The 24,617-nt window shown below is 52.9% G+C and carries 31 protein-coding genes; 13 read left to right on the top strand and 18 right to left on the bottom strand.

Annotated features, from left to right (window positions below; all coding sequences use genetic code 11):
• Positions 1 to 12: 12 nt before the first annotated feature.
• Positions 13 to 792, bottom strand: a complete 780-nt coding sequence (locus tag OES20_12830; protein MDH3635575.1) for a hypothetical protein — start codon at positions 790 to 792, stop codon at positions 13 to 15.
• 148 nt (positions 793 to 940) lie between these two features.
• Here OES20_12830 and OES20_12825 point away from each other — a divergent pair, with 148 nt between their 5' ends.
• The 4 genes from OES20_12825 (at position 941) to OES20_12810 (ending at position 2,729) form a co-directional block, all read left to right on the top strand.
• Positions 941 to 1,297 (top strand): spore germination protein GerW family protein, encoded by a 357-nt coding sequence (locus OES20_12825; GenBank protein ID MDH3635574.1) that lies wholly within the window; start codon positions 941 to 943, stop codon positions 1,295 to 1,297.
• 15 nt (positions 1,298 to 1,312) lie between these two features.
• On the top strand, positions 1,313 to 1,903 hold the full coding sequence (locus OES20_12820) for a DUF2953 domain-containing protein (GenBank protein MDH3635573.1): 591 nt from the start codon (positions 1,313 to 1,315) through the stop codon (positions 1,901 to 1,903).
• Positions 1,904 to 1,920: 17 nt separating this feature from the next.
• Positions 1,921 to 2,169, top strand: coding sequence for a hypothetical protein (locus tag OES20_12815; GenBank protein ID MDH3635572.1), 249 nt, complete (start codon positions 1,921 to 1,923; stop codon positions 2,167 to 2,169).
• A gap of 254 nt (positions 2,170 to 2,423) precedes the next feature.
• Positions 2,424 to 2,729: a hypothetical protein gene (locus OES20_12810; protein MDH3635571.1), complete on the top strand. Its 306-nt coding sequence runs from the start codon at positions 2,424 to 2,426 to the stop codon at positions 2,727 to 2,729.
• Positions 2,730 to 2,833: 104 nt separating this feature from the next.
• On the opposite strand, the gene OES20_12805 is transcribed toward OES20_12810, so the two are convergent.
• Positions 2,834 to 3,601, bottom strand: a complete 768-nt coding sequence (locus tag OES20_12805) for a slipin family protein (GenBank protein MDH3635570.1) — start codon at positions 3,599 to 3,601, stop codon at positions 2,834 to 2,836.
• A 2-nt stretch (positions 3,602 to 3,603) separates the two neighbouring features.
• The gene (locus OES20_12800) at positions 3,604 to 4,962 is read right to left on the bottom strand and encodes a nodulation protein NfeD (protein ID MDH3635569.1); all 1,359 of its coding nucleotides are present in this window, start codon (positions 4,960 to 4,962) and stop codon (positions 3,604 to 3,606) included.
• A gap of 181 nt (positions 4,963 to 5,143) precedes the next feature.
• Between OES20_12800 and OES20_12795 the strand changes: the two genes are divergently transcribed.
• The gene (locus tag OES20_12795; GenBank protein ID MDH3635568.1) at positions 5,144 to 6,418 is read left to right on the top strand and encodes a DUF3326 domain-containing protein; all 1,275 of its coding nucleotides are present in this window, start codon (positions 5,144 to 5,146) and stop codon (positions 6,416 to 6,418) included.
• A 66-nt stretch (positions 6,419 to 6,484) separates the two neighbouring features.
• Here the strand turns inward: OES20_12795 and OES20_12790 are convergent, their stop codons facing one another.
• Both OES20_12790 and OES20_12785 read right to left on the bottom strand, forming a co-directional pair.
• Complete coding sequence (locus OES20_12790) at positions 6,485 to 6,883, bottom strand: TraR/DksA C4-type zinc finger protein (GenBank protein MDH3635567.1); 399 nt, start codon at positions 6,881 to 6,883, stop codon at positions 6,485 to 6,487.
• 48 nt (positions 6,884 to 6,931) lie between these two features.
• Positions 6,932 to 7,288 (bottom strand): DUF1622 domain-containing protein, encoded by a 357-nt coding sequence (locus OES20_12785; GenBank protein ID MDH3635566.1) that lies wholly within the window; start codon positions 7,286 to 7,288, stop codon positions 6,932 to 6,934.
• A 200-nt stretch (positions 7,289 to 7,488) separates the two neighbouring features.
• On the opposite strand from OES20_12785, the gene OES20_12780 reads away from it, so the two are divergent.
• The 4 genes from OES20_12780 (at position 7,489) to OES20_12765 (ending at position 10,214) form a co-directional block, all read left to right on the top strand.
• A complete protein-coding gene (locus tag OES20_12780) occupies positions 7,489 to 8,868 on the top strand; it encodes a DASS family sodium-coupled anion symporter (protein ID MDH3635565.1) in 1,380 nt (459 codons plus the stop codon).
• Between the two features lie 119 nt (positions 8,869 to 8,987).
• Positions 8,988 to 9,266 carry a DUF211 domain-containing protein gene (locus OES20_12775; protein MDH3635564.1) on the top strand — a complete coding sequence of 93 codons (279 nt, stop codon included), beginning with the start codon at positions 8,988 to 8,990 and terminating at the stop codon, positions 9,264 to 9,266.
• Positions 9,263 to 9,853, top strand: a complete 591-nt coding sequence (locus OES20_12770) for a hypothetical protein (protein MDH3635563.1) — start codon at positions 9,263 to 9,265, stop codon at positions 9,851 to 9,853. Before OES20_12775 ends, OES20_12770 begins: the two co-directional genes overlap by 4 nt.
• A gap of 28 nt (positions 9,854 to 9,881) precedes the next feature.
• Positions 9,882 to 10,214 (top strand): PD-(D/E)XK nuclease family protein, encoded by a 333-nt coding sequence (locus tag OES20_12765; protein MDH3635562.1) that lies wholly within the window; start codon positions 9,882 to 9,884, stop codon positions 10,212 to 10,214.
• A gap of 854 nt (positions 10,215 to 11,068) precedes the next feature.
• Here OES20_12765 and OES20_12760 read toward each other — a convergent pair.
• From OES20_12760 to OES20_12740, 5 genes are all read right to left on the bottom strand, one after another.
• Complete coding sequence (locus OES20_12760) at positions 11,069 to 11,380, bottom strand: hypothetical protein (GenBank protein MDH3635561.1); 312 nt, start codon at positions 11,378 to 11,380, stop codon at positions 11,069 to 11,071.
• A gap of 390 nt (positions 11,381 to 11,770) precedes the next feature.
• Positions 11,771 to 12,127 (bottom strand): TusE/DsrC/DsvC family sulfur relay protein, encoded by a 357-nt coding sequence (locus OES20_12755; protein ID MDH3635560.1) that lies wholly within the window; start codon positions 12,125 to 12,127, stop codon positions 11,771 to 11,773.
• Between the two features lie 43 nt (positions 12,128 to 12,170).
• Positions 12,171 to 12,656: a hypothetical protein gene (locus OES20_12750; GenBank protein ID MDH3635559.1), complete on the bottom strand. Its 486-nt coding sequence runs from the start codon at positions 12,654 to 12,656 to the stop codon at positions 12,171 to 12,173.
• 207 nt (positions 12,657 to 12,863) lie between these two features.
• On the bottom strand, positions 12,864 to 13,274 hold the full coding sequence (locus tag OES20_12745; protein ID MDH3635558.1) for a universal stress protein: 411 nt from the start codon (positions 13,272 to 13,274) through the stop codon (positions 12,864 to 12,866).
• Between the two features lie 99 nt (positions 13,275 to 13,373).
• A complete protein-coding gene (locus OES20_12740; GenBank protein ID MDH3635557.1) occupies positions 13,374 to 14,231 on the bottom strand; it encodes a M20/M25/M40 family metallo-hydrolase in 858 nt (285 codons plus the stop codon).
• 251 nt (positions 14,232 to 14,482) lie between these two features.
• Here OES20_12740 and sohB point away from each other — a divergent pair, with 251 nt between their 5' ends.
• From sohB to OES20_12725, 3 genes are all read left to right on the top strand, one after another.
• A complete protein-coding gene (gene sohB, locus OES20_12735) occupies positions 14,483 to 15,565 on the top strand; it encodes a protease SohB (GenBank protein MDH3635556.1) in 1,083 nt (360 codons plus the stop codon).
• Between the two features lie 138 nt (positions 15,566 to 15,703).
• Positions 15,704 to 16,417 carry a VWA domain-containing protein gene (locus OES20_12730; protein ID MDH3635555.1) on the top strand — a complete coding sequence of 238 codons (714 nt, stop codon included), beginning with the start codon at positions 15,704 to 15,706 and terminating at the stop codon, positions 16,415 to 16,417.
• Positions 16,418 to 16,420: 3 nt separating this feature from the next.
• A complete protein-coding gene (locus OES20_12725; GenBank protein ID MDH3635554.1) occupies positions 16,421 to 17,149 on the top strand; it encodes a molecular chaperone DnaJ in 729 nt (242 codons plus the stop codon).
• Positions 17,150 to 17,265: 116 nt separating this feature from the next.
• Here OES20_12725 and OES20_12720 read toward each other — a convergent pair whose 3' ends face one another.
• Entirely contained in the window at positions 17,266 to 17,739 is a 474-nt protein-coding gene (locus OES20_12720; protein MDH3635553.1) for a YbaK/EbsC family protein, read from the bottom strand.
• A gap of 240 nt (positions 17,740 to 17,979) precedes the next feature.
• Between OES20_12720 and OES20_12715 the strand changes: the two genes are divergently transcribed.
• Positions 17,980 to 18,672, top strand: a complete 693-nt coding sequence (locus OES20_12715) for a LysM peptidoglycan-binding domain-containing M23 family metallopeptidase (GenBank protein ID MDH3635552.1) — start codon at positions 17,980 to 17,982, stop codon at positions 18,670 to 18,672.
• Positions 18,673 to 18,849: 177 nt separating this feature from the next.
• Here the strand turns inward: OES20_12715 and OES20_12710 are convergent, their stop codons facing one another.
• The 7 genes from OES20_12710 to OES20_12680 all read right to left on the bottom strand — a co-directional run.
• A complete protein-coding gene (locus tag OES20_12710) occupies positions 18,850 to 19,215 on the bottom strand; it encodes a cupin domain-containing protein (GenBank protein ID MDH3635551.1) in 366 nt (121 codons plus the stop codon).
• Positions 19,216 to 19,308: 93 nt separating this feature from the next.
• Positions 19,309 to 19,731, bottom strand: coding sequence for a GFA family protein (locus tag OES20_12705; protein ID MDH3635550.1), 423 nt, complete (start codon positions 19,729 to 19,731; stop codon positions 19,309 to 19,311).
• Positions 19,732 to 19,846: 115 nt separating this feature from the next.
• A complete protein-coding gene (locus tag OES20_12700; protein MDH3635549.1) occupies positions 19,847 to 20,161 on the bottom strand; it encodes a hypothetical protein in 315 nt (104 codons plus the stop codon).
• 328 nt (positions 20,162 to 20,489) lie between these two features.
• Positions 20,490 to 21,692 (bottom strand): hypothetical protein, encoded by a 1,203-nt coding sequence (locus OES20_12695; protein MDH3635548.1) that lies wholly within the window; start codon positions 21,690 to 21,692, stop codon positions 20,490 to 20,492.
• 34 nt (positions 21,693 to 21,726) lie between these two features.
• Positions 21,727 to 22,542 carry an outer membrane lipoprotein-sorting protein gene (locus OES20_12690; protein ID MDH3635547.1) on the bottom strand — a complete coding sequence of 272 codons (816 nt, stop codon included), beginning with the start codon at positions 22,540 to 22,542 and terminating at the stop codon, positions 21,727 to 21,729.
• A 21-nt stretch (positions 22,543 to 22,563) separates the two neighbouring features.
• Entirely contained in the window at positions 22,564 to 22,710 is a 147-nt protein-coding gene (locus OES20_12685) for a hypothetical protein (protein MDH3635546.1), read from the bottom strand.
• Between the two features lie 35 nt (positions 22,711 to 22,745).
• Positions 22,746 to 24,617, bottom strand: a 1,872-nt coding sequence (locus tag OES20_12680; GenBank protein MDH3635545.1) for an MMPL family transporter, incomplete at its 5' end; no start/stop codon positions are given.

The raw sequence follows: 24,617 nt of genomic DNA, 5'->3' as shown, positions 1-24,617 counted from the left end.
CATCGAAATTGCTCAAATATCTTTTTGCATCACCCTGCCGACTAACGGGATTTCGATCCAGAAAATGACGTAAAGCACGGTAACGAACCAGTAATCGACTAAATAACGCAAACCATGATCCTGTGAAATTGCGAAATAGAAGAAGTCGAACAGCACGAATATGAACATCAGGTAGAGCGTCAGAAAAATGGCATCTTTGAAGTACTGTGCTTTGCTGGAATGAAATTTGAGCACAAGGTAAATAATCGGCAACAGCATCAATACGATGTTGATGAGATGTGCAAGCTTCATATTCAATGCCAGGTCCAGATAATGATGGCTGTAGGATCCTTCCCACCAATTCAGCCACCAAGCCACGACAGCGATCAATAACATCAGCAAATGCTTTTTCGTAATCTTCGGATCATCGACTTGCATGAGATAGCCGATGAGCGGCATCTCTACCCAGACAATGAAATAAAAGATGGTCAAAAACCAGAATTCACGAAAATAACTGAAACCGAAGCCCTTGAAGATACCGAGATAAAGCGAGTCGTAAATCAGAAACGGAACCGAAGTAAAAAAGGCAAACCAGATTGAATCTTTAACATAGTCTTGCTTGCGGGAGAGCCATTTGAGGACCAGGCAAACCAGGGGGATGGTGAATATGATGATTGCAATGCAATCTCCGATCTGAAATTCCCGCGTCCAGTCCAGGTAATGGTGATTGGGCAAACCCCTGATAACGAAGAATAGATAAACGATATTCGCCGCTATAAAAAGGTATCCATATTTTGCTTTGCCTTGTTTCACTGGTTTGCTTTTTAATCCCGCCGTCGCCTGGCCAATCGATATCAAAATCCCAAATTACACCAGCCGATGACAGGAATGCCTGACTCACGTCAATACGCGATGCCGGAACGAGTGATTAACTGCGGCTTACCGATCATAGGAGAATACAATGCAAGACATCGAAAACCTGTTCGACAAGGCGGTAGCCGAAATCGAGCGCATGCTCAACAGCAAAACGGTCGTGGGTGAACCCATCACGGTTGAAGGTAACACGCTGATCCCACTGATTAATGTCGGTTTCGGTTTTGGCGTCGGCGGCGGCAAGGGCACGGAACCGAACAAGGGCAGCGGGCAGGGCGGCGGGACCGGCGGCGGTGGCGGCGTCAAGCCGGTGGCGCTGGTCATTATCAATGCCGACGGTGTACGCGTCGAACCGATCAAATCCGGCACCGCGTCGGTACTGGAAAAGGTCGCCGAGTCCATCGGCAAGGTGGCCACCACCAAGGGCGCCAAGGACAACGATTGATCGGCGTGCGCTCCGGTGTTGTCCGCCACGGCAATAGTCCTGTTGGTATTGTTGGCCTTGCTAGCGGTCCCGGTCACCCTGACTTACGAGCTCAACTGGCAGCAAAAACTACGCGGCGAGGCCAGGCTGGAATGGCTGTTCGGCCTCGTTCGCGTGCGGCTGGCGCCACCGCGGGGCAACGCGTCCGCCCCGAAAATAAAGATATCCGACGACGCGACCCGGCCCAGGGCCAAAACGGCGCGTAAAAAATCCAACCCGCTGGCTGCGCTGCGGCAAAAATCCTTTCGCCAACGGACACTGCGATTCGGGCGCGATATCTGGCGTGCGTTTCGGAAACGGGATCTAAATCTTCGAATCCGGGTCGGCCTGGGCGATCCGGCCGAGACCGGGCAGTTATGGGCGCTGTTCGGGCCCTTGTCCGGCCTGCTGGCCAATATCGAGGATGCGTCGATCGCACTCGAACCGGAATTCATCGATGCCGTATTTGAACTCGACAGCAGCGGCAAAATCAGCGTGATTCCGCTGCAACTGTTATATCTCGTGCTCGGCTTGTTGTGTTCACCATCCTTCTGGCGCGGCATGCAACGAATGCGTCAGGCCGCATGAATAGTCCGGGGCGATCGATGCGGAAGCTGCGCGCCAGCGAAATTCATGCCGACGACAAGATCAGGGTAATTGCCATCGAGGCGGTCCATTGCAATGCGGAGAAATCCGGTCGATTTTATTGGCTTTTCGCGCGGATCGAAGCCACCGCGATGGTTGTCTGTGCAGCGGGCGTTAACCGGGTTATTAACCTGGATTCGGCGGAAACCTCACTCGAGGAATTGAAACGCGAAGTCCCCGGACTGCGCGCCTTATTGGGAGAGGTTTAGTATAGGGGACAGACCACGTTTTAATTAGTTATTCAAGAAATGTAGTCTGTCCTAGGATTTGACTCCCGAAAAGTTGAATCAGGCTCGACTTCTCCCCGGAAGCGATTTAAAAAAAGTTAGAGACCGGCCCCAGGCCGGCAAGCCGGGTGAGTTAAGTAAACTGTCACCACAGTTTGAAAGCCATAGGTAAAGAAACTGGTATACTGTTTCGGGATTTACGGAGTGTGCGTGCGGTGTAACCGAAGGAGTATGCAATGATGAACGATCCTACGACCAGGCTGCCCGACGAAGTCGCCGCCATCGAACGGCGTGGCTATGTTGTGTTTGCGGATGAGTCGCTACCCAGGGAGTTCCGCGACCGTTTCGACGTTGGGCGAATACCGGTAAAGGCGGTTCGCCACGTGCGTCAGTGGGGTGTACAGGTCGACGACGAGTTCGAGCTGCCGGGCCATGAACGCACCAGTATTCCGGACGAAGAGCTGTGGGAGATCAGCATTCGCGCCCTTGACGGCTCGAGTTATGAGGTGAACGCCGCACTGCTGCGCCCCGCGCCCGAGTGAATTAGTTCCACGGTATACCTGTTTGCCTCTTCCTCGGGATCAAAACAGTTATGCTGTCTCCAAATCTGGCTGTAAAAAGTGGTCAGTCCCCCTAGTTATTTTCGCTAATTCTTTTCGACAGTTTCCGGCTTCGGTCCGGTGAACGGTTTCATAATATCAATCGGTATCGGAAACACGATCGTCGTGGCATTTTCGTTTGATATGTCGTTGAGGGTTTGCAGGTAGCGCAGCTGCAGGGTCTGCGGATTTTTCGACATGACCTCCGCCGCCTCCAGCAGCTTTTGAGATGCCTGCAGTTCGCCCTCGGCGTGAATGACCTTGGCGCGGCGCTCGCGTTCGGCTTCGGCCTGCTTGGCGATGGCGCGGATCATGCTCTCGTTCAGGTCGATATGCTTGATTTCGACATTGGTGACCTTGATGCCCCAGGAAGCCGTCTGCTCATCGAGGATTTTCTGAATGTGAGCGTTCAACTTGTCCCGTTGCGACAGCATTTCGTCGAGGTCGTGCTGGCCCAGCACCGAGCGCAGCGTGGTCTGTGCCAGCTGGCTGGTGGCCTCGAAAAATTGTTCCACCTGGATGATCGCGCGTTCCGGATCGACCACGCGGAAATACAATACCGCGCTGACCTGCACGGTCACGTTATCGCGCGATATGAGGTCCTGGGTCGGGATGTCATAGGTGATGACGCGCAGGTCGACCCGCACCATTTTCTGGATGAACGGTATAACGATTATCAGCCCCGGGCCCTTGACCTTCTGAAAACGGCCGAGGAAAAAAATCACGCCACGCTCGTATTCCCGGAGGATTCGGATTGCAGAAACAACAATTGCAAAGAGTATGATCGCGGGCGTAATGTATTCTAATAAAAACATGTTTATTCCTCCTCGGACGATTTCTCGACCGGCTCGACTTTCAGTATCAGTTTATCGACGGCGGTGACGCGCACCTTTTGCCCCGCGTCCAGCGGAACGCGGGTTTCCGCGATCCAGTTTTCGCCATCGAGGTCGATCCGCCCGCGGGCGTCGAACGCCTCGCGCACGGTGCCGATATGGCCGATCATGTATTCCTCGCCGCTGACCACCTGGGCGCGCCTGAGCGTGGCGAAACGCCTCAGTATCCACAGCATGAATCCGGCGGCGACCAGCGCGGTGCCGCCGATCATCGGGATCGACACGGCCAGGTAATCATCGTCGAACAGCATGATCGAGCCGACGGTGAACGCGACTACACCGCCGATGCCGAGGATGCCGCCGCTGGTGACGAATATCTCCGAGATCATGAACGCGAGCCCGATCGCGAGAAGCGCGAGCGCGGCATAGTTGACCGGCAGCACCTGGAAGGCGTAGAGCGCGAGCAACAGGCAAATTGCACCGGTCACGCCCGGCAAAATCGCCCCCGGGTTGGAAAACTCGAGAATCAGCCCGTAAATACCGATCAGCATCAGTACGTAGGCGATGTTGGGATTGGTGATGATGGCGAGCAGCTCGGAGCGCCAATCCGGAGTGATGCGTTCGACGACCATGGCATCGGTGTCGAGTACCACGATGCGTCCCTTGACGTTGATTTCGCGCCCGTCGAGCTGTCTCAGCAAGTCGTTGAGATCGGCCGCGACCAGGTCGATGACATTCAGCTCCAGCGCTTCCTCCGCGCTCAGGCTGGCGGCCTCGCGCACTGCCTGCTCGGCCCATTGTTCATTGCGGTTCCTGAGTTTCGCCAGGCCCTTGATGTAGGCGATCGCGTCATTGAGGATCTTGCGTTCCATGTCGGTTTTACCGTCGTCGTCCGGCTTTTCTTCCCCCGGCTGCGACGGTTGGGAAGGCAGTTTGGGTAGTCCGCCGATCTGCACCGGTGTCGCCGCGCCCAGGTTGGTCGCCGGGGCCATCGCCGCGATGTGGCTGGCGTATAGGATATAGGTGCCCGCACTGGCGGCGCGTGATCCCTGCGGCGAGACCCAGGTTACAACCGGCACTTGGGCATCCAGGATGGTCTTGATGATTTCCCGCATCGAATGATCCAGGCCGCCGGGCGTGTCCATTTGCAGGATAACGATGGCGGCATGGTCCTGTTCAGCCTCGGCGATACCCCGTGTGACGAGTTCCTGGGTGACAGGCCCGATCGTACCCTCGAGCTCGATCAGGTATGCCTTGCCGCCCTCGTCGGCACCGGCCGGCGAGATCATTAACAGCGCGGCCAGTGCCGGTATCAGACGGAATAATGACGATAAAATCCGCATTGCTATTCCTTACAATTACCGAAGCTTACAAATAGCTGTCCGGCTATTAGTTGACCTGCATCACCTGCTGTCGATATCGTGTATAGGGGGCAGGCTCCGTTTGTAGTTTAATGCTCGGGAAAACGTGGTCTGTACCCTAAAGACTGACCCAATTAGAGTTACCCAACCCGGAGAAGAGATCATGAGGGTCTATCACAAAGAGATAAGAATAAACAAAGAGGAAGAGCTAACCTTTGAAAACCTGGATGCAAAAATCCGCGAGTATGGCGAACATGCCATTCGTTTTATCGTTTGTGGTTGCGACGACGGGCAGCGGTTTCTGGAAGTCGATTTTCTCGAGATCGATAGTTCCAATCCATGGTCCTCGGAGAAACCCGGAATATTTGCCTTTCGCCAACGAGAACGCGAAAACACTGATAACTTTAATGCAGTCCTGATCATTCCTACCGGTATCGGCTGCGAGATAGGTGGTCACGAAGGGGATGGAAATGCAGTATGCAGATTAGTGGCCTCGGCTTGCGATGCGCTGATTACCCATCCTAACGTTGTCAATGCGACCGACTATAACGAAATGCTTCCAAATACCCAGTACGTCGAAGGTAGCACGGTTACCCGGCTTCTCATGGGACAGGTCGGCTTGCAAAAAGTAAGAGCAAACAGAATTTTAACCCTGGTTGACAAGGGCGCCCTCAGATACAACGAGGAAATACGCAATGCCGTTTCGACGGCAAGGATTACGCTGGGTCTCGATTCGGACATTTTCGAGATGGAGAAATTGACATCTTGCACGATTGGCCTGTCCAAATCAGGCAGGGCAGTAGGTGCGTTGGAACATATGGAGAATCTCTTCGAGACCATAGACAAGTATGGCGATCCTTATCAAGCGATAGCTTTGTCTACTCATGTAGAGCGGGATACGGATTGGTATCGTGAATATTTTAATCCCGACAGGGAATATCAGGATGTAGCAGTGAACCCGACCGGTGGCATCGAAGCGATGATGACACACGCTGCGGTGGAGCTCTTCAATAAGCCGTGCGCGCATGCCCCTGCTCCCCAGGGAGACGCCCCGCATCACGGTGTTTTCGAACCGAGACTGGCTCCTGTTGCAGGTTCAATTCGGCATATCCATTGTGTATTGAAGGGTCTGCACAAGAGTCCCGGAATCGTATCCTACGAGAAGGGATTCAATGCCAGCGATGTATCCTGTGTGCTTATTCCCGATGGTTGTGTGGGATTACCCGTTCTGGCCTGTATAAGACAAGGCATACCCGTCATAGCAGTAAGGAATCGAAATATCATGACGAATGATCTGGACGAACTTGATTTCGAGCACGGAAAGTTCTTTCGCGCGAACAATTATCTCGAAGCGGTGGGAATCATGCAGATGCTGAAACAGGGAATAGCGCTGGATACGGTAACAAGGCCGATAAGTCACACTAGAATACTGAAATAGGATTTAAGGGGACAGACCACGTTTATAGTTTAATGCTTAGGAAAGCGTGGTCTGTCCCCTAAAGTTTCAAAGCTTGGAATGCATTCCTTCGACGTGGGTTTTCTCGTAGACATCCTGGCAGCGCACACAGCGTGTCGCTGTCGGATAGGCGATCAGGCGATCGAAGTCGATTGATTCGCCACAGTCGTTGCAAATGTCGTAAGTCCCCTTGTCGATCCGAATCAACGCGCTATTGATATCCCGCGTTTCCTGCACGTGCTTGTCGAGTATCGTCATATTCAGGTCGGCAAACAGGTCAGCAACCGAACTATCCTCCAGATCATGAACCTCGCCGGCGATTTGCAGGAAGCGCTCTTTGGCCGATCCTTTCAGTTCTGAACCAATTTCACTCCACAAGGCGTTGAATTGATTTTCCAGCTGTTCTCTTAATCGATGTATTTGCTTGTCGTTCAATTGGTTGTTCATGTTTATTCCTTAAAATATTCTCGACCCGTAAGGCCGCAACAGGATCTCTTAATCTTTCCCCGATAGTCTGGCAGTCTCCCATGGCCATCGCCCCTCGACCTCGAAATGCAGGGAAAAACTGAGGAAAGTTCTGATCAGGATAATCAATCCCAGTATCGTTACGTTGGTCAAGGTGTCAGCGACGATCACCGTGCGAATGATATCCCCGGCAATGAGAAATTCCAGGCCGAGGATGATCGAACGCCCGAGCTGACGCCGAACGGCGTCGTAGGCAACACCTTCGGGCTCCTTGCGAAATCTAGACAAAAAACGAAATGACGCCGCTGCCGAGCCGACAATGATGACCAAAACGCCGATAGTTTCGATGCCGTAACCCGCTATCGAAATCACTTCTTTAAAATCCATTCTATCAAATCCTCAGCAGCTGTTTCGTGAATAAAGTCCAAATATCATTATAAAAAAAGGCTTAAAACCCATTTTAAATAACTCGTCAAATTTCATATTGCCACCGAATCACCATCCGCGAATTGACCGGACTCAATTGTTGAACGGTTAAACGGTGTATTGTGATCAGAATTCCTGCTGCGGCAGAGAAAATCGGGCTAATGGAAACAGGTAAAACCACAGAAAAAAAAGCCAATGCCGGGGGCAACTCCAAATGGTGGGCGTTCCTGCTTGCCGTGCTGGCATTTATCGCGGTCTACTGGGCCTGGCCGCAAGCAGAGCCTAACCAGGCGGTGGTTGCCGCTACGCTGGTTGCGGTCGTAATTCTCTGGGTTTCTGAAGTGATTGCGCTGTTCGTCTCTGCGCTGATCGGCTCTTTTTTACTGCTCGCGTTCGGCGATTTTACCGCCGAGGCCGTGTTTCAGCCGTATTTCGATCCTGTGATCGTTTTATTTTTCGGCGGTTTTATCCTCGCGCAGGGAATGCAGAAGTACGGGATCGATTACCGCATTGCGCACGAAATATTAAAGCGTATGGGCGACCGGCCACTCGTTTTTGTCCTCGGGCTGATGCTCGTGACGGCGTTTCTTTCGATGTGGATGTCGAATACGGCCTCGGCCGCGATCATGATTCCGATATCGATCATCGTATTGAAGGAAAACCGGCTGTTTCACGAACATTCGCGCTTCGCCAAGGGGGTGGTGCTGGCGGTGGCATACGCCGCCACCATCGGCGGCATCGGTTCGCTGGTCGGCAGTCCGCCCAACGCAATCGCGGTAAAATTCCTGAACCAGAACAACGTCTCGCTGGATTTTGTTGAATGGATGGCGAAGGCGCTGCCTTTTGTGCTGCTGGCGCTGCTGTTCACCTGGTTGCTGCTGTCGCTGTTCAACAAACCCGAGATCGACAGAATCCGTTTTACCTACCACGAGCGCAAACTCGACCGTTCACAAAAATTGATTATTCTCGTTTTCCTGATCACCGTGATCGGCTGGCTGAGCACCAAGTTTACCGGTTTGTCCGCCGCCACCGTGGCGCTCGTGCCGGTTATCGCCTTGTTTACCCTGGGTTTGCTCGAGGTTGGCGACCTGGCGAAAATTTCCTGGCCCACGCTGTTGTTGTTCGGCGGTGGGCTGAGCCTGGGTTCGGCGGTCAACCAGGTGGGCATCGACACCTGGCTGGCTGGCCTGGTGCAGGACTCGATCACGGGTATTCCATTGTTCGCGGTGCTGCTGATACTGGTTTTTTTCGGCATCGGTGTGACCATGGTAGCCAGCAATACCGCCTCGGCGGCGATTCTGATTCCGCTGATGCTGCCGCTGGCCGACGATCTGGGGCTAGACATAAAGTCGATGGCGATGCTGATCGCAATCGGCGTGTCGCTCGACTTCATGATGCCAGTGGGCACGCCGCCGAGCGCGATTGCCTATTCCACCGGCGTGGTCAACGTGCGTGAAATGATCAAGAACGGTTTTCTGGTAAATCTCGGCACCGGTATGACCCTGGTGCTGCTGTATTATTTTATTTACCTGGGCGGGTAGGTCTCAGGCTGGAAACGATTTTTATGAAATATACCCTGCTGCGTAATTCTGTCACAGCCCCTGTGGCTTCCGGCAGGGATCGGGTATGATCTTCGGTTCGATTGACGCGGGGAAGGTAGATGGCCATTGTTAAAAAGCTGGTGCTTGATGTGCTCAAACCTCACCAGCCGAACGTGCTCGAATTTGCGCGTACCATCGCAAGTGCCAGCAATAAATGCCGGGTGCGCGTTACGGTGCTCGAGGTCGACGAAAACACCGAAACCATACAGGTCGTTGTCGAAGGCGGCAGCATCGATTTCGAAGCGATACAGTCGAGCATCAGTGAACTAGGCGGATCGCTGCACAGCATCGATGAAGTCGAAGTTCAGGGTAAAGGCCAAGACAGTCAAGGTCCATGAACCTATTGGACCAGGTGAAATTTTTACTGGGCATCACCCGCTCCAGTGATATCGTGCGGCGCTATTTCGTCGTCAACGGATTCGATGGGGCGTTGACGATGCTGGGTCTCATCATCGGTTTCCTGGTCAGCGGCGCGAGCGATCTCAGGGTAGTTATAAATGTTTGCTTGGGCGCTGCAATCGCGCTCGGCATGAGCGGCCTTAGCAGCGCCTACGTTAGCGAAGCTGCAGAACGCCGGCGCGCACTGGGCAAACTCGAAGAGGCGATGATCACCAGCTTGCAAGACAGCGCGCACGGCGAGGCGGCGCGCGGGGTGCCGCTGTTGATCGCGCTGGTCAACGGACTGGCGCCGTTGGCCATATCGCTTTCGATCCTGTTGCCGCTGTTCCTGGATCAGACCGGGCTGCCTTTGCCGATACCCCCGCTATATGCGGCAATAGTCGTCGCGCTGCTGATAATTTTCCTGCTCGGCGTATTCCTCGGCCGGATCTCGGGCGTATCCTGGCTGCGCAGCGGTATCCAGACGCTGCTGGTCGCGATCGTGACCGCCACGCTGATCTACGTGTTTACCGCGAATAGCGAATAGGGGATAGACCACGTTCAAACATCCTGACATGGATAAGTGGCGGGATTCCTTGCGCCACGGCCTGATGTATCGCTTTGAAGACACCAATATCATTCTGACCGGAGGGGTTGATGATCTCTGGCAAGATACCCGGGGTGAGCGACTGGTCGTTGCCGATTACAAATCCCAGGCAAATACCAAATCGCTGGATGCTGAGACTTACTTGTCTGATGTCTATCGCGAGAGCTATAAAACGCAGATGGATTTTTATGCCTATCTGCTGCAGCAGATTGGGTTTCACGTCGCGGAAACCGCTTACTTTCTGGTCTGTAATACAGACCGGACCGCGGCGAATTTTTTACGGGGTGATGAAGTTCAGTGAAACCTTGATACCTTATGACTGGAGCACGGACTGGATTCCCGGAAAAGTCTCAGAAATGATCACATTGATAAATCAGGAAGACATTCCGGACGCGCATCCCAGTTGTAAAAATTGTGCTTATGCCCGCCAGAGAAACTTGCTTGAAAATTAATGCCACGATTAGGGGCTATTAGTTAATAGGTATACTGTCCCCGGAATTCCGAAAATTAATGCCACGATTAGGGGCTATTAGTTAATAGGTATACTGTCCCCGGAATTCCCCCCCGGAATTCCTGTACTGACCCCCGTTTACTTGAGCAGGATTGGATTATTGATGATTGGGAAAACGTTTTTTAAGCTTGTGCAAAAATTCCGTACCCTTGTTTAATACAAGTTGACTGTCAGCTACGATTTTCTGTTCATCAGATTTATAAAATTTCCACCAGATTAGCCAGCCTGCGATCGGTATACCGAACGCGATAAACAAACCAAGCGGGCTTAGGAAGAACCATCTGTCAAACACCAGTACCCACAATAGGGGCCATGCAAGAGTAGCGCCTATCAATTTATGCATTGTCGTTATTGCGACCACGTCATTTCTCCGATGTTTTACTTCGTTGTTACTGATAATAGAGAGTTATGTCGGTATATTGGATTTAGGGGTGCGAAATTATTTACTGCTTTTTTGTGGACTATTTTGATAAATGGGCCGCATTCATTCTTAACAAAAATAATTACGCCCCCGGGTATTCTGGGGCCAGTATTCCTATTACAAATATAGCTTAAAAATTACCAGAGCGTTAAATACGTATACTGTCTTCCGACTGTCACCCGTAACGATCGGTTAAATTCTGGAGATATGATTGCAGGGTTTGCTATTGAAATTGGCTTTCTGTTTGATCAGCTAGAGCAAGGTACTCCTCGTACCACTTGTCAAGTGTTCCTCCAACGGCCTGCCACACGTCATAGGTAAACCTGTGGATTATTCCGTTAATTTCGACATCGAGATCACCAGTGTGTCCTTTCGTGTGTGCAATAAAAGTCTGGTTATACGCATTCACCGCATCAAAACGATCTTTGAAGCGAATAAACGGAATAACGGTGTCGGACCCGTTAACAACCATCACGAGCTTATCCCAACATGCACTGTTTGCATCTGGACTCATTTTTAATATTGCACAAGCCATAAACCCTCTCGAGGTTTTGGAACATTTATTTATTTTATATTTTCCATCAACCGATTTAATTCGCTTGGATCACAAATCATTGAATTAAAAAGGAATTATTTCTATTTTTTTGATTGATTCCCGTTATTAGATGCTGGTCGTAATAAATAAATAGGGAACAGATCACGTTTTTTATACACTTGGTGACGGTCTGCGGGATTTACCTCGTGTGACCCGGCGTCCGGGTGCTTGTTCAGGGTATTCTGGGGACAGTATTTTTGTTACCAATAACGCTTAATAATTACCAGAGGATTAAATACGTAACCTGTCTCCCAATTGCTAGCGACCTCGTGGCGTCGCCCTGCATCGGTGATCATGTCGAGCCCGATCACCCTATTTCAAGGATGAAGTCTATTGCACGCTGCCAAAAGATTTATCCACTGCGCCCGGTGGTATCGGTAGGCCGGCGAGTCTGCATCCCTGTGCCACGGGTCCACCCGGGTACAATCGATGGAGGTAACTGATCCCACCTTTTTGATGAAAAGTTTCATCCAGGGCATCCTTCAGTTCCCGGACGTTAATGTCGGAATTTTCATGCCTGGAAAAATACTCTTGAAGGCATTGTAACAACAGCCAGTGATCCGGGCCGAGTTCTATGCCTTCGTCACGAGCGATTCGCTCGGCATCGCTTTCCTGCCAGTTTTCAGGCGCAAAAGGGAATCCGCGATTTTTCTCGGTCACTGGATTCGAATTGGAAGAAACGTTCATGATTGTGGTCTCCTGTCTCCAAATTTGGTCTGAAAATCAATGTTCAGATAACAGCCGGTGGCGGCGGAATGTCGGCCGCCTCGAACGCATGCGCCATTGCCACCGGCGTCAGTTTGCGCACCTCTTTCAACGAATGCAGTTGTTCCTTGCCGCAGGCCGAGCACTTGTACACCGGCATCGTCAGGTCTACACCGAATGGATCGAGATCGTCGAGCCTGATATCGATCGAAAAGGTATGCTGATGGTCCGGCTTCGGCTCGAGCGCTTCGCCGCAGCTTTCGCACAGGTATTTCTTCATGATCAGACCTTTTTCCTTGCCGGCTGGCAATTCGGGTTCGTCTTCCTCGGTCAGGTGTTGCAACAGCTCGGCGGCAAAATCCGGGCGCACGAACTGGCGATGGCCCTCGGGGCATGCGCGCAGCGGGAATTCTTTCAGGCGAATGCGTAACGGATTTGCTTCGCCGTCGGCGAAATTGATGATCGTGAGTTCGGTTTCGGCGTGGCACCGGTTACAGGACGTTGACGTCATGATGTCCTCCTGAATTCTTCACCGGCGACCCCCGGGGGCACCAGGCATTGCGCCCGCGTTTTGTGTTCGGAAACGGCGTCGCCGTTTCGTTCAACCAGGGGTTCACGGGATCCCCGGCGATTGGTAATTTTCGAACCCCTGACCTGCTATCTAAACACTGACGACACCCTGCGTCAATCCGTCCTGAGTCAGACGGGCCGAGCTCGATTAACGCACCACCACTACCGAGCAATTGGCGTGACTGACCACCTTTGTGGTATTTGATCCAATAAAAAATTCTTTCAATCCCGGTTTGTGCGATGCGAGGATGATCAGATCGGCATTCATGGCCTCGGCCTCTTTCAGAATGGTGCTGTAGGCATGGCCCGCCCTGGTTTCTATCTGTACCGCTTTATCGGTCGTTTCAGCAATCGTTTCGAGTGCTTTCCGGGCTGATTCCATAGAGTTTGCCTTGAAATTTGGCGGCAGGTCAATATCGGTCCAATTGGGTATATCTTCCATGACATAGAGGAGAATAATCGCTGTATCCGGGCTCATTACAGTCAGTGCGAATTCGAGGGTTTTATGTCCTTCATCCAGGTGGGCCACGTCTACTGGCAATAAAATAGTTTTAAACATGACAAATCTCCGCAACGAGAGAGATTTAAAGCATACACCCAATAACGCGGATATTGATAGATTTCGGCAAGTTAAATCACCAGTGTATACCGCCCCCCATTACTCTGTCAGCATATCTTGCAGCATCTTTTCGATCCCGCTAACGAGAGGAACCATTTTCTCATAATCGACCTTGTCCGGCGTATCTTCCGGGCTGTGGTAATGCGGATATCGGTAGGGTGCGGTATCGGTAATCATGATCGCGGGATAACCCTGCTTCCAGAATGACCAGTGATCCGACCAGTTGATTCCGGGAATGATTGCCGGTGCGGCAATTCCCTCCGACGGAAAGCTTGCGTGCGCGCGAAACGATCGAAGTGAGCGGGTAACGAGGCCCCGTGAGCGAAGATTGCCGACAAACGCGATAAAGTTACCGGCGCGCGGATAAAACAGATTGAACAACGGCGGATACTGTTGGCTGTCCTCCTCATCACGAAAAAAACCGATTGTTTCGAGGGAATACATCGCGACGATCTTTTCTTTTTCCTGCGCAGCCTGTCTGGCATACACGTCGCTGCCCATGGTCTTCTGCGTGAAATGCGGCGGCTCTTCGTTGACAAAGGCAACAAAGCGGATTGAGCGCGGAAATTCCGCATCCTTGAATCGGTCCGCGAGCTCGAGCACGGCGGCAATACCCGATCCATTATCGTTCGCACCGGGCGCGCCAATGACGGCGTCGTAATGGGCGCCGACGATCACAATCTCGTCCGGGCGCGTGGTGCCTAGGCGGGTCACCTCGAGATTAGCGAAACGATCACCCGAGATTTGATATTCCTGGTGCCTGACCGAATAACCGTAAGCTTCAAACTGCGTGGCGATATACGCCCTGGCTGCGGCCAGGCCTTCTTTTTCGATGTAATTCCTGCCCGCCGGGTGGCTGCACAGAGCAGCAACATGGGTCTCGAAGCGTCGCGCCATTTGCTCGCCGGCAGAATCTAGCGCGGGTAATTCCCCCTGGTAGGATCGGCCCGGCATGTAAATCATGTAGGTAAAAAAAGCGATCAGGCCAACAACAAGAATCAGATAAAAAGTCATTCTGGGCGTCACGGTTATCTTATCGGGAGACCAAATGATTCGATTCCATTGTCCATGGTTAGCCCGGTATCGCAAGCAGCGGCAGCCGGGTATCATGCTTGCCGAAACACAACTCACACAAATGGAGATTAAGCGTGACTGAATTCTTATTTGATTATGGCTTGTTTGCCGCCAAGCTGGCTACCATCGTCATTGGCATACTGGTTGTTGTCGTCGTTTCGTTTTTCGCCACCCGACGCGTCAAGAAATCGAGGAAAGGCCATATCGAGACCACCAAGGTCAACGACGAGATCGATGCCATGCGCTTTGCGCTCGATGCGGGGGTATCAGATCCTGATACGTATAAACTGCATATCAAGCAAAAGCGTCAGGAGATAAAGCTCGAACACAAAGCACGCAAGAAAGCGCTCAAGCAAGGCGCCAAGGGCGCTACCACCGGTGAAACCGGAGCAAACGCTAAACCGCGGGTTTTCGTGCTCGATTTCGTCGGCGATCTTAGGGCCCTGGCGGTGGCTCGGCTGCGGCGGGAAATTACGGCGGTATTGTCGATGGCACAAGCCAGCGACGAGGTAGTCGTGCGCTTGGAGAGCCGCGGCGGCATGGTGCATGCCTACGGGCTTGCGTCCTCGCAACTCGATCGCATCAAGGAACACGGCGTCAGCTTGACCGTTTGCGTCGATAAGGTTGCCGCCAGCGGCGGCTATATGATGGCCTGCGTTGCGAATAAAATTCTGGCCGCACCGTTTGCCATCCTCGGATCGATCGGCGTGCTTGCGCAGATACCCAATTTCAATCGCCTGCTGAAAAAGCACGATATCGATTTCGAGATGATTACGGCAGGCGAATTCAAACGCACCCTGACGATATTGGGCGAGAACACCGACAAGGGCCGGGAGAAGTTCACCGAGGAAATCGAGGACATTCATCTGCTGTTCAAGCAATTCGTTACCCACCACCGGCCCGGGCTCGATATCGAACGGGTCGCGACCGGGGAATCCTGGTTCGGTCAACGCGCGCTGGACCGCGCGCTGGTCGACGAATTGATCACCAGCGATGAATACATCGCAAAAGCGTGCGAGGATTCGGACGTGTTCGAGGTCAAGTACGTGGAGAAAAAGCCGCTCCCGGAAAGACTGGGTATCGTGCTGCAGGACACGGTCGACGGATTACTGATGCGCTGGTGGGAACGAGGCATGCATTCTCGATTTTTTTCTTAAACGAGTACGTCTGGCAATTCGTGATTGAATCTCGGGATCGGTTAATTCCCGGTACAGTGACACCTGGTTCAGGCTTGAAAACCGCCGCATGGAAAATAGGTATACTGTCTCCGGGATGACTGTTCTAAGACGGATTTCATGACAGGCGCAGACAAAGATCTTCCGCAAAAATCGACCAAGGTCGCGATTGACGCGTTCGTTAAACAGGTCAGGTCGACACCGGTGGTCAAATCCGGTCAGGAACGCGGGCGATTGATATTTGCGATGGACGCCACTGCCAGTCGAGAGCCTACCTGGGACCAGGCCTGCCAGATTCAGGGCGAAATGTTCACCGAAACCGCGGCGCTCGGCGGCCTGGATATTCAGCTTTGCTACTACCGCGGCTTTGGCGAATTCGAAGTCAGCCCGTGGCTGTCTTCTGCGGATGACCTGCTGCACCGCATGACGAGCGTGTCTTGCCGGGGTGGTTATACGCAGATCGAAAAGGTACTGCGTCAGGCAATCGAGCAGACCAGACAAAAGAAAGTCCAGGCACTCGTGTTCGTCGGCGACTGCGTGGAAGAAGACGTCGACCGCTTGTGCCACCTGGCGGGCGAACTGGGGATGCTCGGGGTGCCGGCTTTTCTGTTTCATGAAGGTGAAGAGCCGGTGGCGCAACGGGCGTTCAAAGAATTCGCGCGCTTGACCCGCGGCGCCTGCTGTTGCTTCGACGCGACCAGCGCCGGCCAATTGCGGGACCTGTTGAGCGCGGTTGCCGTCTATGCCGCCGGCGGTCAGAAAGCCTTGCAGGATTTCAGTCAAGATCGCAGCGAGGTTGTGCGGCAACTGACCCGCCAGATGGGCAAGGATTGATCCGTGGCACGGCTGTTACTGTTACTCGGCCTGGCGGCTGGACTGTTCTTCTTTTTACGCTGGTTGTTTAGCCAACCTCCCCGGGTTTACTGGCAGTGGATAGCGGTCCTGCTCGCGGTAGCGCTGCTGGTGCTGGTGTTGACGGGGCGGGTGCATTGGCTGGCGGGGGTTTTTGCCGCTTTGCTGCCGTTCATGCGAGCCATGCTCGTGTTGCTCAATCATATTCCGTTACTCAAGCGGGTGCTGGTTGATATTGATGCTTTAAAATCAAGAACTGAACCGAGCAGCGGGCAAACATCTACCGTACAAAGCAAATATGTCCGCATGACACTGAACCACGATTCGGGAGACCTCAACGGGGAGGTTCTGGCGGGACAGTTCAAGGGCAGCACGCTCGATCGAATGGGACTGGATGCGTTGCTGCAATTGTTGCGCGAATGTCAGGACGACGAGGAGTCTGTTGCCTTGTTGCAGGCCTACCTCGACCGGGTGTATGCGGACACCTGGCAACAACAGGCCGGCACGCAAGGGCAGCAACGGACAGCCAGCGAACCGGGCGATATGTCGCGTGAAGAGGCGCTGCAGGTACTGGGATTGTCATCCGACGCCGGCGAAGCAGAGATTATCGAGGCGCACCGGCGGCTGATGCAGAAGCTGCATCCGGACCGCGGTGGTTCTGCATATCTCGCGGCCAAGATAAATTTGGCAAAAGACACGTTACTGGCTGGCTAGAGATGCTTTTCGCTCAGCGCAATTGAAATTAATGCATCATTTGCAATAGCCATTCGAAGCGAGAAGAAGTCGACGGAGGGAATAAAAAATAATCCCCCCGTCATCTTTTTTATCAGTTACAAACGATGGTGACTGAATACGCCGAATTCTGCACCCTCCATGAGGACTTCAAAATCAGCTTCCTTGACCTGGATCAGCGACTCGTGATCACCCGCTTCAAAATACAGTTCGGGCTGTTTGAGCAGGCCTTCGTCGACCAGGGTTGTGAGGCCGTAGGCTATACCCAGCGCCGGTACCGCGCCTTCCTTGCAGTCTATGAACAACTTACCGAGTTCCGACTCATCGGCCATTTCGAGATCACGATTTAAATGCTCGCCCAGGGATTTTACATCCAGATAGTGCTCACCTGGCACCACCGCCAGCAAGTAATCGCTGCTATCCTTAACCACCACGCCCTTGGCGATCCGGTCGCCCGGGACATGCGCGCTTTGCGCGGTTTCCGAACTCGAGCCTGTCGGCGAATGGGTGATTACATCATAGTCAATCTTGCGGTCTTTTAGATGCTTCTGAACCGTTTGTGCAATAGTCATCGGACTTTCTCCTGTCGATAGTAAATCCGTCTTTTAGAGACGAATTGAATCTATCTACACAATGATCGAATTTGATAAATACCAAAACTATCGGCAAAAGCTGTTGACTTGAGTCAAACTAGTTAGATTAACTTTATTTTTTTACTAATTGGCGCGCTGAGCGATTAAGCGAATGTTCATTTATAATTGGTACAATCAGAGTACTTCATTCGTTCTCGAATCACCGCCGGAACGCATGCTATGTTGAAAGTTCTGTTTGTATTGACGACGGTTGTTACAGTTTTCGGCTGCGCCCCGTTTCAGCCGTATAGCGAGCGACCATCGCCAAATTACTATTCCGTAAAGTCGAATGACAACATCCACTCCATCGCCTTTGCGCTCGAAGTCACACCCGGGCAATTGCGCCACGCCAATCCGTGGGTTGATCCGTTATATATAGAGCCTGGCACACAGCTTGTAATACCTGACGCTTCACCGCACAGCCATTATGCGTACGGCGATGCTAACCAGCAGGCGGATCAATCGAACGCGCATTTAGACAGTCAGCTCCGGCGCTCCGATTTCATCTGGCCGCTCGCCAGGTTTGAGATTTCGTCGCATTTTGGTCGCCGCCGTGGACGCATGCATGCCGGTATTGACTTACGCGCGGCGCGCGGAACACAGATTCGCGCATCGGCCGCGGGCAGGGTCAAATACTCCGGCTACAATCGCGGCTATGGTCATATGATTGTCATCGATCACGGTGGTGGCATTGAAACCGCGTACGCGCACAATCAACGAAATATGGTACAGCGAGGTCAGCGCGTGCAGCAGGGAGCAATAATTGCTACAGTCGGCAGGTCCGGCAATGCGACCGGCTATCACGTGCATTTCGAGTTCCGTAGAGATGGGCGGGCAATGGACCCGGTACGTCATTTGCAAGCCGCCTTGTAACTGGCGATTCAAAAAATCATAAAGAGAACAATAGGGGACAGACCACGATTAGCTCGATTGCTATTCGGACGGTGAAATAAACCTGGTCTATCCCCTAATATTTTCCTATTATTCATAACGCCTCGCATCAGCGGCGCGGCTCTGCCGCGCCCGACTGCATGCGCTTGTTATAAGGCATTAAATCCATACATCATTTTCCGCGGTAAGTTCGCCACCTTTATCCCCAGTGTTCTTTACTCCTCGCGGTTCAATTAAAAGCATTTTCACCTCTTCTTCAGCATAGGGCTTATGTTCTACACCTTTGGGTACGACAAACATTTCCCCATCCGTCAGTTCTACCTGGCCATCCCTAAAATCTATGCGAAGATTTCCTTCCAAGACAATGAAGGTTTCGTCCGTGTCCTCGTGGTCATGCCATACGAAGTCACCTTTAATTTTTACGATCTTGAATTGATAATCATTCATCTCCGCAATAACTTTAGGTGTCCATTGCTCGTTAAAGAGAGAAAGTTTTTCTTTAAAATTTAATGCTTTGTAATTCATGATTCTCCAAATGCCTTATAACGCTGCGCTCAACGGTCGCCGAACCGCGTAGCGATTTGGCGATCCGACTGCAGCGCCTTGTTATGTGTTTTTTTATGATGCGCCATACTTTTCGAAAACCTCAGCTTCGGTCATGTCATTTGTCTTATTTGCGAAGCTGTAGAACGAAGGCTTTTTATCTATAAAAACTTGATTATCGAAAACAAAAGACTTCTGATTTTCGAAAAGACCAGCCGGAATAATGTGCTGGTTGCTTTCTTTCAACCGATAAAATAGATGGCTTCCGCATTGTTTACAGAAACCTCGTTCCGCCCAAGCCGAAGAATCGTATACCGATATATTTTCTTCTCCTTCGAATGATACATCGCTGCCAGAATTAACTGCCATCAACGGTCCGCCCCCCCATTTCCTGCACATGCCGCAATGGCAGGCGCCTACACTTTTACTAACTTTCCTAGCAGTAAAACGAATGGCACCACAAAGACAAGATCCTTTCGCTTCGATTAACTCTGACATAGTAGGCTCCGATACTTTGATTTTGTAAATAACACATAACGCCTCGCATCAGCGGCCGGAGCATGCGTGTAGCGCTTGCGGAGATCCGTCTGCATGCCCTTGTTATGCGGATTCTTCAACGTAACCTCCCTGGATCGGTTTCTTCGGCAAACTCGTCAGATATCTTTTGCAATAAACCCTTATCCGCCAATCCCATTTTTCGGATTAATAGTAATTGGAATGCTGCTTTTGACCGGCTATGACCATCAAAAATGTCGCTTAATTCTTTGTCTTTTTCATGAACGAGTTTATACAGCTTAAGATATCTATCGTGAATATGTTCACTTTCGTTTTCGATAATCTCCGTGAATTCAGAAAAAGCATTTTCACAGAAGGATCCAAGCGCTTTCTCTTTGATCTCTTTAAAAATCTTCCAATCTGCCTCTTTCATTGTCGTTTAGTTAATCCGCATAACAGCTCATTTAAAAGGTCTTCGACCTTTTAATATATATTAGAGGGTTGAACCGATTATCGGCGAGTGAATTTTGTAATTTAGATAAGTGCATGTATTCCCTCACAAAAACTTGAATACGATTATACCCGAATAGTTATCGATTAATTGAATCGATAACTATTAATTTTTCAGGTTAGATTCCCGTCAGCCGATAATCGTATTATGCAATCCAAAGCTATTGTGAATTCCGGGGCCAGTATTTCTATTTGGTTACCAGTTAAAGTGAGGTTCCCATCTGTATTGGAAGTACTAACTCCGTTTCGGTCTAAAAATACCGACTTAACTGCAACTGCAGATAATCGTCGTTCTCGATTGCGTGGCTGGTATCGCCAGACTCGACATTGGTGAAAAAGCGTGCCCGCAGTTCGAGTACATAGTCATCGCCGAGGCGACGGTCGGCTTCGATATTGACGTAGGTTTCGCTGGTCTCCAGGTCATAACCCATGCCGGCGAGTACGGCGGTGTCCTGGGTGTCATTGAGCGCGAGGCGAATGCCGGCGAACAGGTCATTATCGGCGAGCGTTACGGGTTCTCCGTCATCGCGGCCGTCGTATTGCAGTTCGAGCAGCACGCCGACGTCGGCGTTTGATTCAGTCACCTGGTAAAAGGTGTATTCGAAGCCGCCCACCGCCGCGGTGAATGAATCGTTTTGGGTTTCACGGGCGATGACTTCTAACTTCCATATCCAGGCGTCACCGGTGTATTGCAGGTCGAGGCCGAGTTGGTCGATTTGGTCGTAGAATGGGATTAGTTCGCTGCCGTTGGCGTTCGGCAGCAGTCTCGCTTCGCGGCTGGTGCCGCTGAAGGCGCTGACGCCGATGTCGACGCTGCCGACGTAGTGGCTGTAACGCAGTGCGAGGTCGACGTGGGTTTCTTCGGCTGACGATTCGTAATGCGGGTCGTCGGTGTCGACCGGCAGCGGGGTGCGCAGGCGGCCGTCTTCACCCACTAAAGTGCGTTCGCGGAAATAGGGCAATACGTAAACGCTGACCAATCCCCAGTCGCGCTGCAGTTCGAGGTTGATCATCGGCTGGCCGAGCTTGTCTTCGCCGTCGATGTCGGCGACGGCGTCGGTCTGGTTGACAATGTCGACCAGGTGTACGGATTCGGTGACGCCCCAGAATACGGTATTGACGCCGATGAGTAGTTCGAAGCTTTCCGCCTCTTTCGCCCAGTAAGCCTCGCGCAGGTCGGCGAGCGAGCGTTCGTCGTCGGTTTCGTCGTAGCGCAGATAGGGGATGATCGACGCGCGCGATTCGTCACCGCGCCAGCGAAACTCGGTCGAGCCGGCGATTGACAGTTGCGACGTCGTGTCGTCCTGGCCGGGCCAACGCGTTTCCTCGGTGAATATGCGCGTGGTCAGGTCGATGTTTGACGAGACATCCCAAGAAGCCCTTCCTGTCTCGGCGACGAGCGCCGAGAGCAGGAAGGTAATCGTCGCAATGGACTTGAGGAGGATTTTATTCATCACATTGCTTCGCTTCGTTCGCAATGACCAAGAATTAGCGCAACCGGCTCAGGCGGCCCTTGACGAAGTCCTTGTCTGAGATGCCGACGTTGAACGCGTAGTCCTGGTAGACCAGGTCGGTCTTTTTGTTGGTCTGCACGTTTTCCATGATGAGCTTGTGCGCGCGCCACACACCGTTGTCGTACTGGCGGTAGTCTTCGAGCTTGAGCACTTTCAGCAGGTCGCCGCGGCGGTCGTAAAACTCGACCTTGCGCAACTGGAACGCGTCCTGGTCGACCCACGAAATCTGCTTGCTGTAACCGGAGTTCTCATAACGTGGTTTGCGTTCGAGCACATCGGTCTGGAACTCGCCGTAGGTTTCGGTACCGATGTACTTGTAATCAAACTTGTTGAGTTCGATCGCGGTGAAATCCTCAAATGCGAACTCGGAGCCGACGAACGGGCCGGACTTGTTGCTGGACGCGATGCGCTTGACGCGTTTCAGCGCCGGCAGATACAGCCATTGATCGTCGGGATCGAGGATCTTGGCGTGCGACAGCAACGCGGTGCCTTCGATGTCGCGCGGCGTTTCGAACAAAACCAGGCTCTTGTCGCCGACACTTTCGTCGGGTTTTTCCAGCGTCGCGATTTTGAGCGAGCGCGTGGATTGCTGTCCGGCGGCGTTGCGCAGGATCATCTGCAGCTCGACGCGGCTGTCGCCGAAGCCGATATCGGTGCGGTCCGAGCGCGCCGCGATTTCGAAGCCTTGCTCTGCGGGCGTGTTGGCCGCTACGGGTGCGGCAAACGCGATGCCCCCAAAAAGGGCAATTACAAGGGCGATGGCGAGTGATGTATTGGTACTGGGATGCATGTTGGTTCTCCTTAATCGGGATTAATAAAGGGGTGCTACCGAACCGGCCGGTCGCTTTACCTTGAATGTTTTGGTTGGGTTCTGCTTGCGCAGCCCGGAAAGCCGCAATGCCGGCAACAGCAGAGAGCCGAGGGCGGTGCGATAAGTTTTCATGGTCTTGCTTTTCATAATGGTGTCTCCGTTTTCGAGTTAATGTAAATGATTTAGTTAGCGGTGGCTGCCGATGGTGCTGGCAGTGCGGCCTCGGGTGCTTTCAATGCATCCGGCTGGCGTTTGCCGAGTAACAGCAGTGCGGGCAGCAACAAAAAGTCGAGGATCAGCGCGAAGCCGATGGCGAGTATCGTCATCAGGCCGAGATCGACGTTCATCTTGAAGGCCGAGGTGGTCATGACGAAGAAGCCGGCGGCGAGGATGATGGTGTTGACCACGATCGCGATGCCGACGTTATGGAATGCGTAGCGGATCGAATCCTCGATCGACAGTGTACGTTCGTTGCGAGCACGCACGTACTTCGACAGGAAGTGCACGGTGTCGTCGACGATGATGCCGAGCGAGATCGACGCCACGGTCGCGACCGAGAAGCCGACGGTGCCGACCAGCAGCGCCCAGGCGCCGAAGGTGGTCAGGATCGGCAGGCCGTTCGGGATCAGGCTTAAGGCGCCCAGGCGCAGGCTTTGCAGCGCGAACATCATGATCAGCGCAATGGCGATGATCGCGACGATCGTGCCGGTAACCATGTTCTCCATATTGCGCTCGCTGATGTAGGTGAACATGACCGCGGCGCTGGTCGGCTCGGCGTGCATGTACGCGGGCCAGTTGGCCTGCTGCCATGCGGCGACGCCGTTGAAGAACGCCTTGGTTTCCGCGGTCGAGGTGCGTGACAGGGTTGCGGTGACGCGGGTTGCGGACTTGTCGATGTTGATGCGGTCGTTGAGATCCAACCCATAGGGCAGCGACAATTCGTACAGCAACAGGTATTGCGCCGAGAGTTCGCGGTCATCGGGGATACGGTGCCAGGCCGCGTCGTCGCCGTGCATGTTGCGGTTCAGCCGTTTCATGATGTCGGACAGCGCGTAGACGTGAGTCACGTTCGGCTGTGTGCGCAGGTAATCGGCAAAGTTTTCGATGTTGGTGAGATACTCCGGCTCGCTAACGCCGCCAGGGCCATTAGACGGCACCGAGTATTCGATCGGGTAGAGCCCGAAATGCTCCATGGACTTGTCCGAATCGCGGCGGAATTCGATGCGCTCATCGAAATACTCGACCCACTGGTCGTTGAATTCGAGCGTCGGCACGAACGAGATCAGCACCAGCGTGACAGCGCCGACGCCGATCAGCAACTTCTTGTTGTTACCGATGACGAAATCCGCGAATTTATCCATCGCACGCTGCGACCATTCGGTGCCTTGGGTTTGCTTGACGCGATAAGGCAGGATCGAGAGCAGCGCCGGTAACAGCGTGAGCGAGTACAACCAGGCCGCCGCGATGCCGACCGCGGTGATGTTGCCGAGGTGCCAGTAGGGCGGGGCGTCCGAGAAGTTGAGCGCGAGGAAGCCGACGATGGTGGTGACCGAGGTAATGCTGACCGGCAGGAAGTTGATGCGCACCGCTTCGACGATGGCATCGCGCTTGGCCATGCCTTCGCGCATCAGGCCGTGCAGTGATAATAGAATATGAATCGAGTCGGCGACCGCGAGCGTGAGAATCACGATCGGCGCCGACATCGAGATCGGGGTCAGTTTGACGCCGAAGTATCCGGCGATGCCCATGCCGATCATCGACGACAGACCGATGATGACGAGGGTTGTAAACGTGGCCGATAACGAGCGGATGATGAGCCAGGTGAGTACGAAGATGACGACAAACATCAGCGGCATCAGCGTCGCACCGTCGTTGATGCCGGTCTCGGCGAAGGCGTTGTTCAACATCGAAACACCGGTCAGGTGTATGTCGATGGCGGGGTACTCGGCTTCTATCAATGCCGCGAGTTCGCGTGCATGGTTGACCGCCTGCGGCACTTCCATCAGGTTCTTTTCCGGGTATTGCAGTATGACGTTGATCGCGGTGACGTCGGC

It is taken from the genome of Gammaproteobacteria bacterium, from assembly GCA_029862005.1.
GTDB lineage: Bacteria > Pseudomonadota > Gammaproteobacteria.
This window is presented reverse-complemented; position numbering and strand designations above follow the sequence as displayed.

What these genes read in the sequence shown, in the direction of transcription:
- OES20_12825 (MDH3635574.1), top strand. Translation starts at nt 941, where the DNA reads ATGCAAGACATCGAAAACCTGTTCGACAAGGCGGTAGCCGAAATCGAG.
- OES20_12815 (MDH3635572.1), top strand. Translation starts at nt 1,921, where the DNA reads ATGCGGAAGCTGCGCGCCAGCGAAATTCATGCCGACGACAAGATCAGG.
- OES20_12810 (MDH3635571.1), top strand. Translation starts at nt 2,424, where the DNA reads ATGATGAACGATCCTACGACCAGGCTGCCCGACGAAGTCGCCGCCATC.
- OES20_12805 (MDH3635570.1), bottom strand. Translation starts at nt 3,601, where the DNA reads ATGTTTTTATTAGAATACATTACGCCCGCGATCATACTCTTTGCAATT.
- OES20_12800 (MDH3635569.1), bottom strand. Translation starts at nt 4,962, where the DNA reads ATGCGGATTTTATCGTCATTATTCCGTCTGATACCGGCACTGGCCGCG.
- OES20_12795 (MDH3635568.1), top strand. Translation starts at nt 5,144, where the DNA reads ATGAGGGTCTATCACAAAGAGATAAGAATAAACAAAGAGGAAGAGCTA.
- OES20_12790 (MDH3635567.1), bottom strand. Translation starts at nt 6,883, where the DNA reads ATGAACAACCAATTGAACGACAAGCAAATACATCGATTAAGAGAACAG.
- OES20_12785 (MDH3635566.1), bottom strand. Translation starts at nt 7,288, where the DNA reads ATGGATTTTAAAGAAGTGATTTCGATAGCGGGTTACGGCATCGAAACT.
- OES20_12780 (MDH3635565.1), top strand. Translation starts at nt 7,489, where the DNA reads ATGGAAACAGGTAAAACCACAGAAAAAAAAGCCAATGCCGGGGGCAAC.
- OES20_12775 (MDH3635564.1), top strand. Translation starts at nt 8,988, where the DNA reads ATGGCCATTGTTAAAAAGCTGGTGCTTGATGTGCTCAAACCTCACCAG.
- OES20_12770 (MDH3635563.1), top strand. Translation starts at nt 9,263, where the DNA reads ATGAACCTATTGGACCAGGTGAAATTTTTACTGGGCATCACCCGCTCC.
- OES20_12765 (MDH3635562.1), top strand. Translation starts at nt 9,882, where the DNA reads ATGGATAAGTGGCGGGATTCCTTGCGCCACGGCCTGATGTATCGCTTT.
- OES20_12760 (MDH3635561.1), bottom strand. Translation starts at nt 11,380, where the DNA reads ATGGCTTGTGCAATATTAAAAATGAGTCCAGATGCAAACAGTGCATGT.
- OES20_12755 (MDH3635560.1), bottom strand. Translation starts at nt 12,127, where the DNA reads ATGAACGTTTCTTCCAATTCGAATCCAGTGACCGAGAAAAATCGCGGA.
- OES20_12750 (MDH3635559.1), bottom strand. Translation starts at nt 12,656, where the DNA reads ATGACGTCAACGTCCTGTAACCGGTGCCACGCCGAAACCGAACTCACG.
- OES20_12745 (MDH3635558.1), bottom strand. Translation starts at nt 13,274, where the DNA reads ATGTTTAAAACTATTTTATTGCCAGTAGACGTGGCCCACCTGGATGAA.
- OES20_12740 (MDH3635557.1), bottom strand. Translation starts at nt 14,231, where the DNA reads ATGGCGCGACGCTTCGAGACCCATGTTGCTGCTCTGTGCAGCCACCCG.
- OES20_12730 (MDH3635555.1), top strand. Translation starts at nt 15,704, where the DNA reads ATGACAGGCGCAGACAAAGATCTTCCGCAAAAATCGACCAAGGTCGCG.
- OES20_12720 (MDH3635553.1), bottom strand. Translation starts at nt 17,739, where the DNA reads ATGACTATTGCACAAACGGTTCAGAAGCATCTAAAAGACCGCAAGATT.
- OES20_12715 (MDH3635552.1), top strand. Translation starts at nt 17,980, where the DNA reads ATGTTGAAAGTTCTGTTTGTATTGACGACGGTTGTTACAGTTTTCGGC.
- OES20_12710 (MDH3635551.1), bottom strand. Translation starts at nt 19,215, where the DNA reads ATGAATTACAAAGCATTAAATTTTAAAGAAAAACTTTCTCTCTTTAAC.
- OES20_12705 (MDH3635550.1), bottom strand. Translation starts at nt 19,731, where the DNA reads ATGTCAGAGTTAATCGAAGCGAAAGGATCTTGTCTTTGTGGTGCCATT.
- OES20_12700 (MDH3635549.1), bottom strand. Translation starts at nt 20,161, where the DNA reads ATGAAAGAGGCAGATTGGAAGATTTTTAAAGAGATCAAAGAGAAAGCG.
- OES20_12695 (MDH3635548.1), bottom strand. Translation starts at nt 21,692, where the DNA reads ATGAATAAAATCCTCCTCAAGTCCATTGCGACGATTACCTTCCTGCTC.
- OES20_12690 (MDH3635547.1), bottom strand. Translation starts at nt 22,542, where the DNA reads ATGCATCCCAGTACCAATACATCACTCGCCATCGCCCTTGTAATTGCC.
- OES20_12685 (MDH3635546.1), bottom strand. Translation starts at nt 22,710, where the DNA reads ATGAAAAGCAAGACCATGAAAACTTATCGCACCGCCCTCGGCTCTCTG.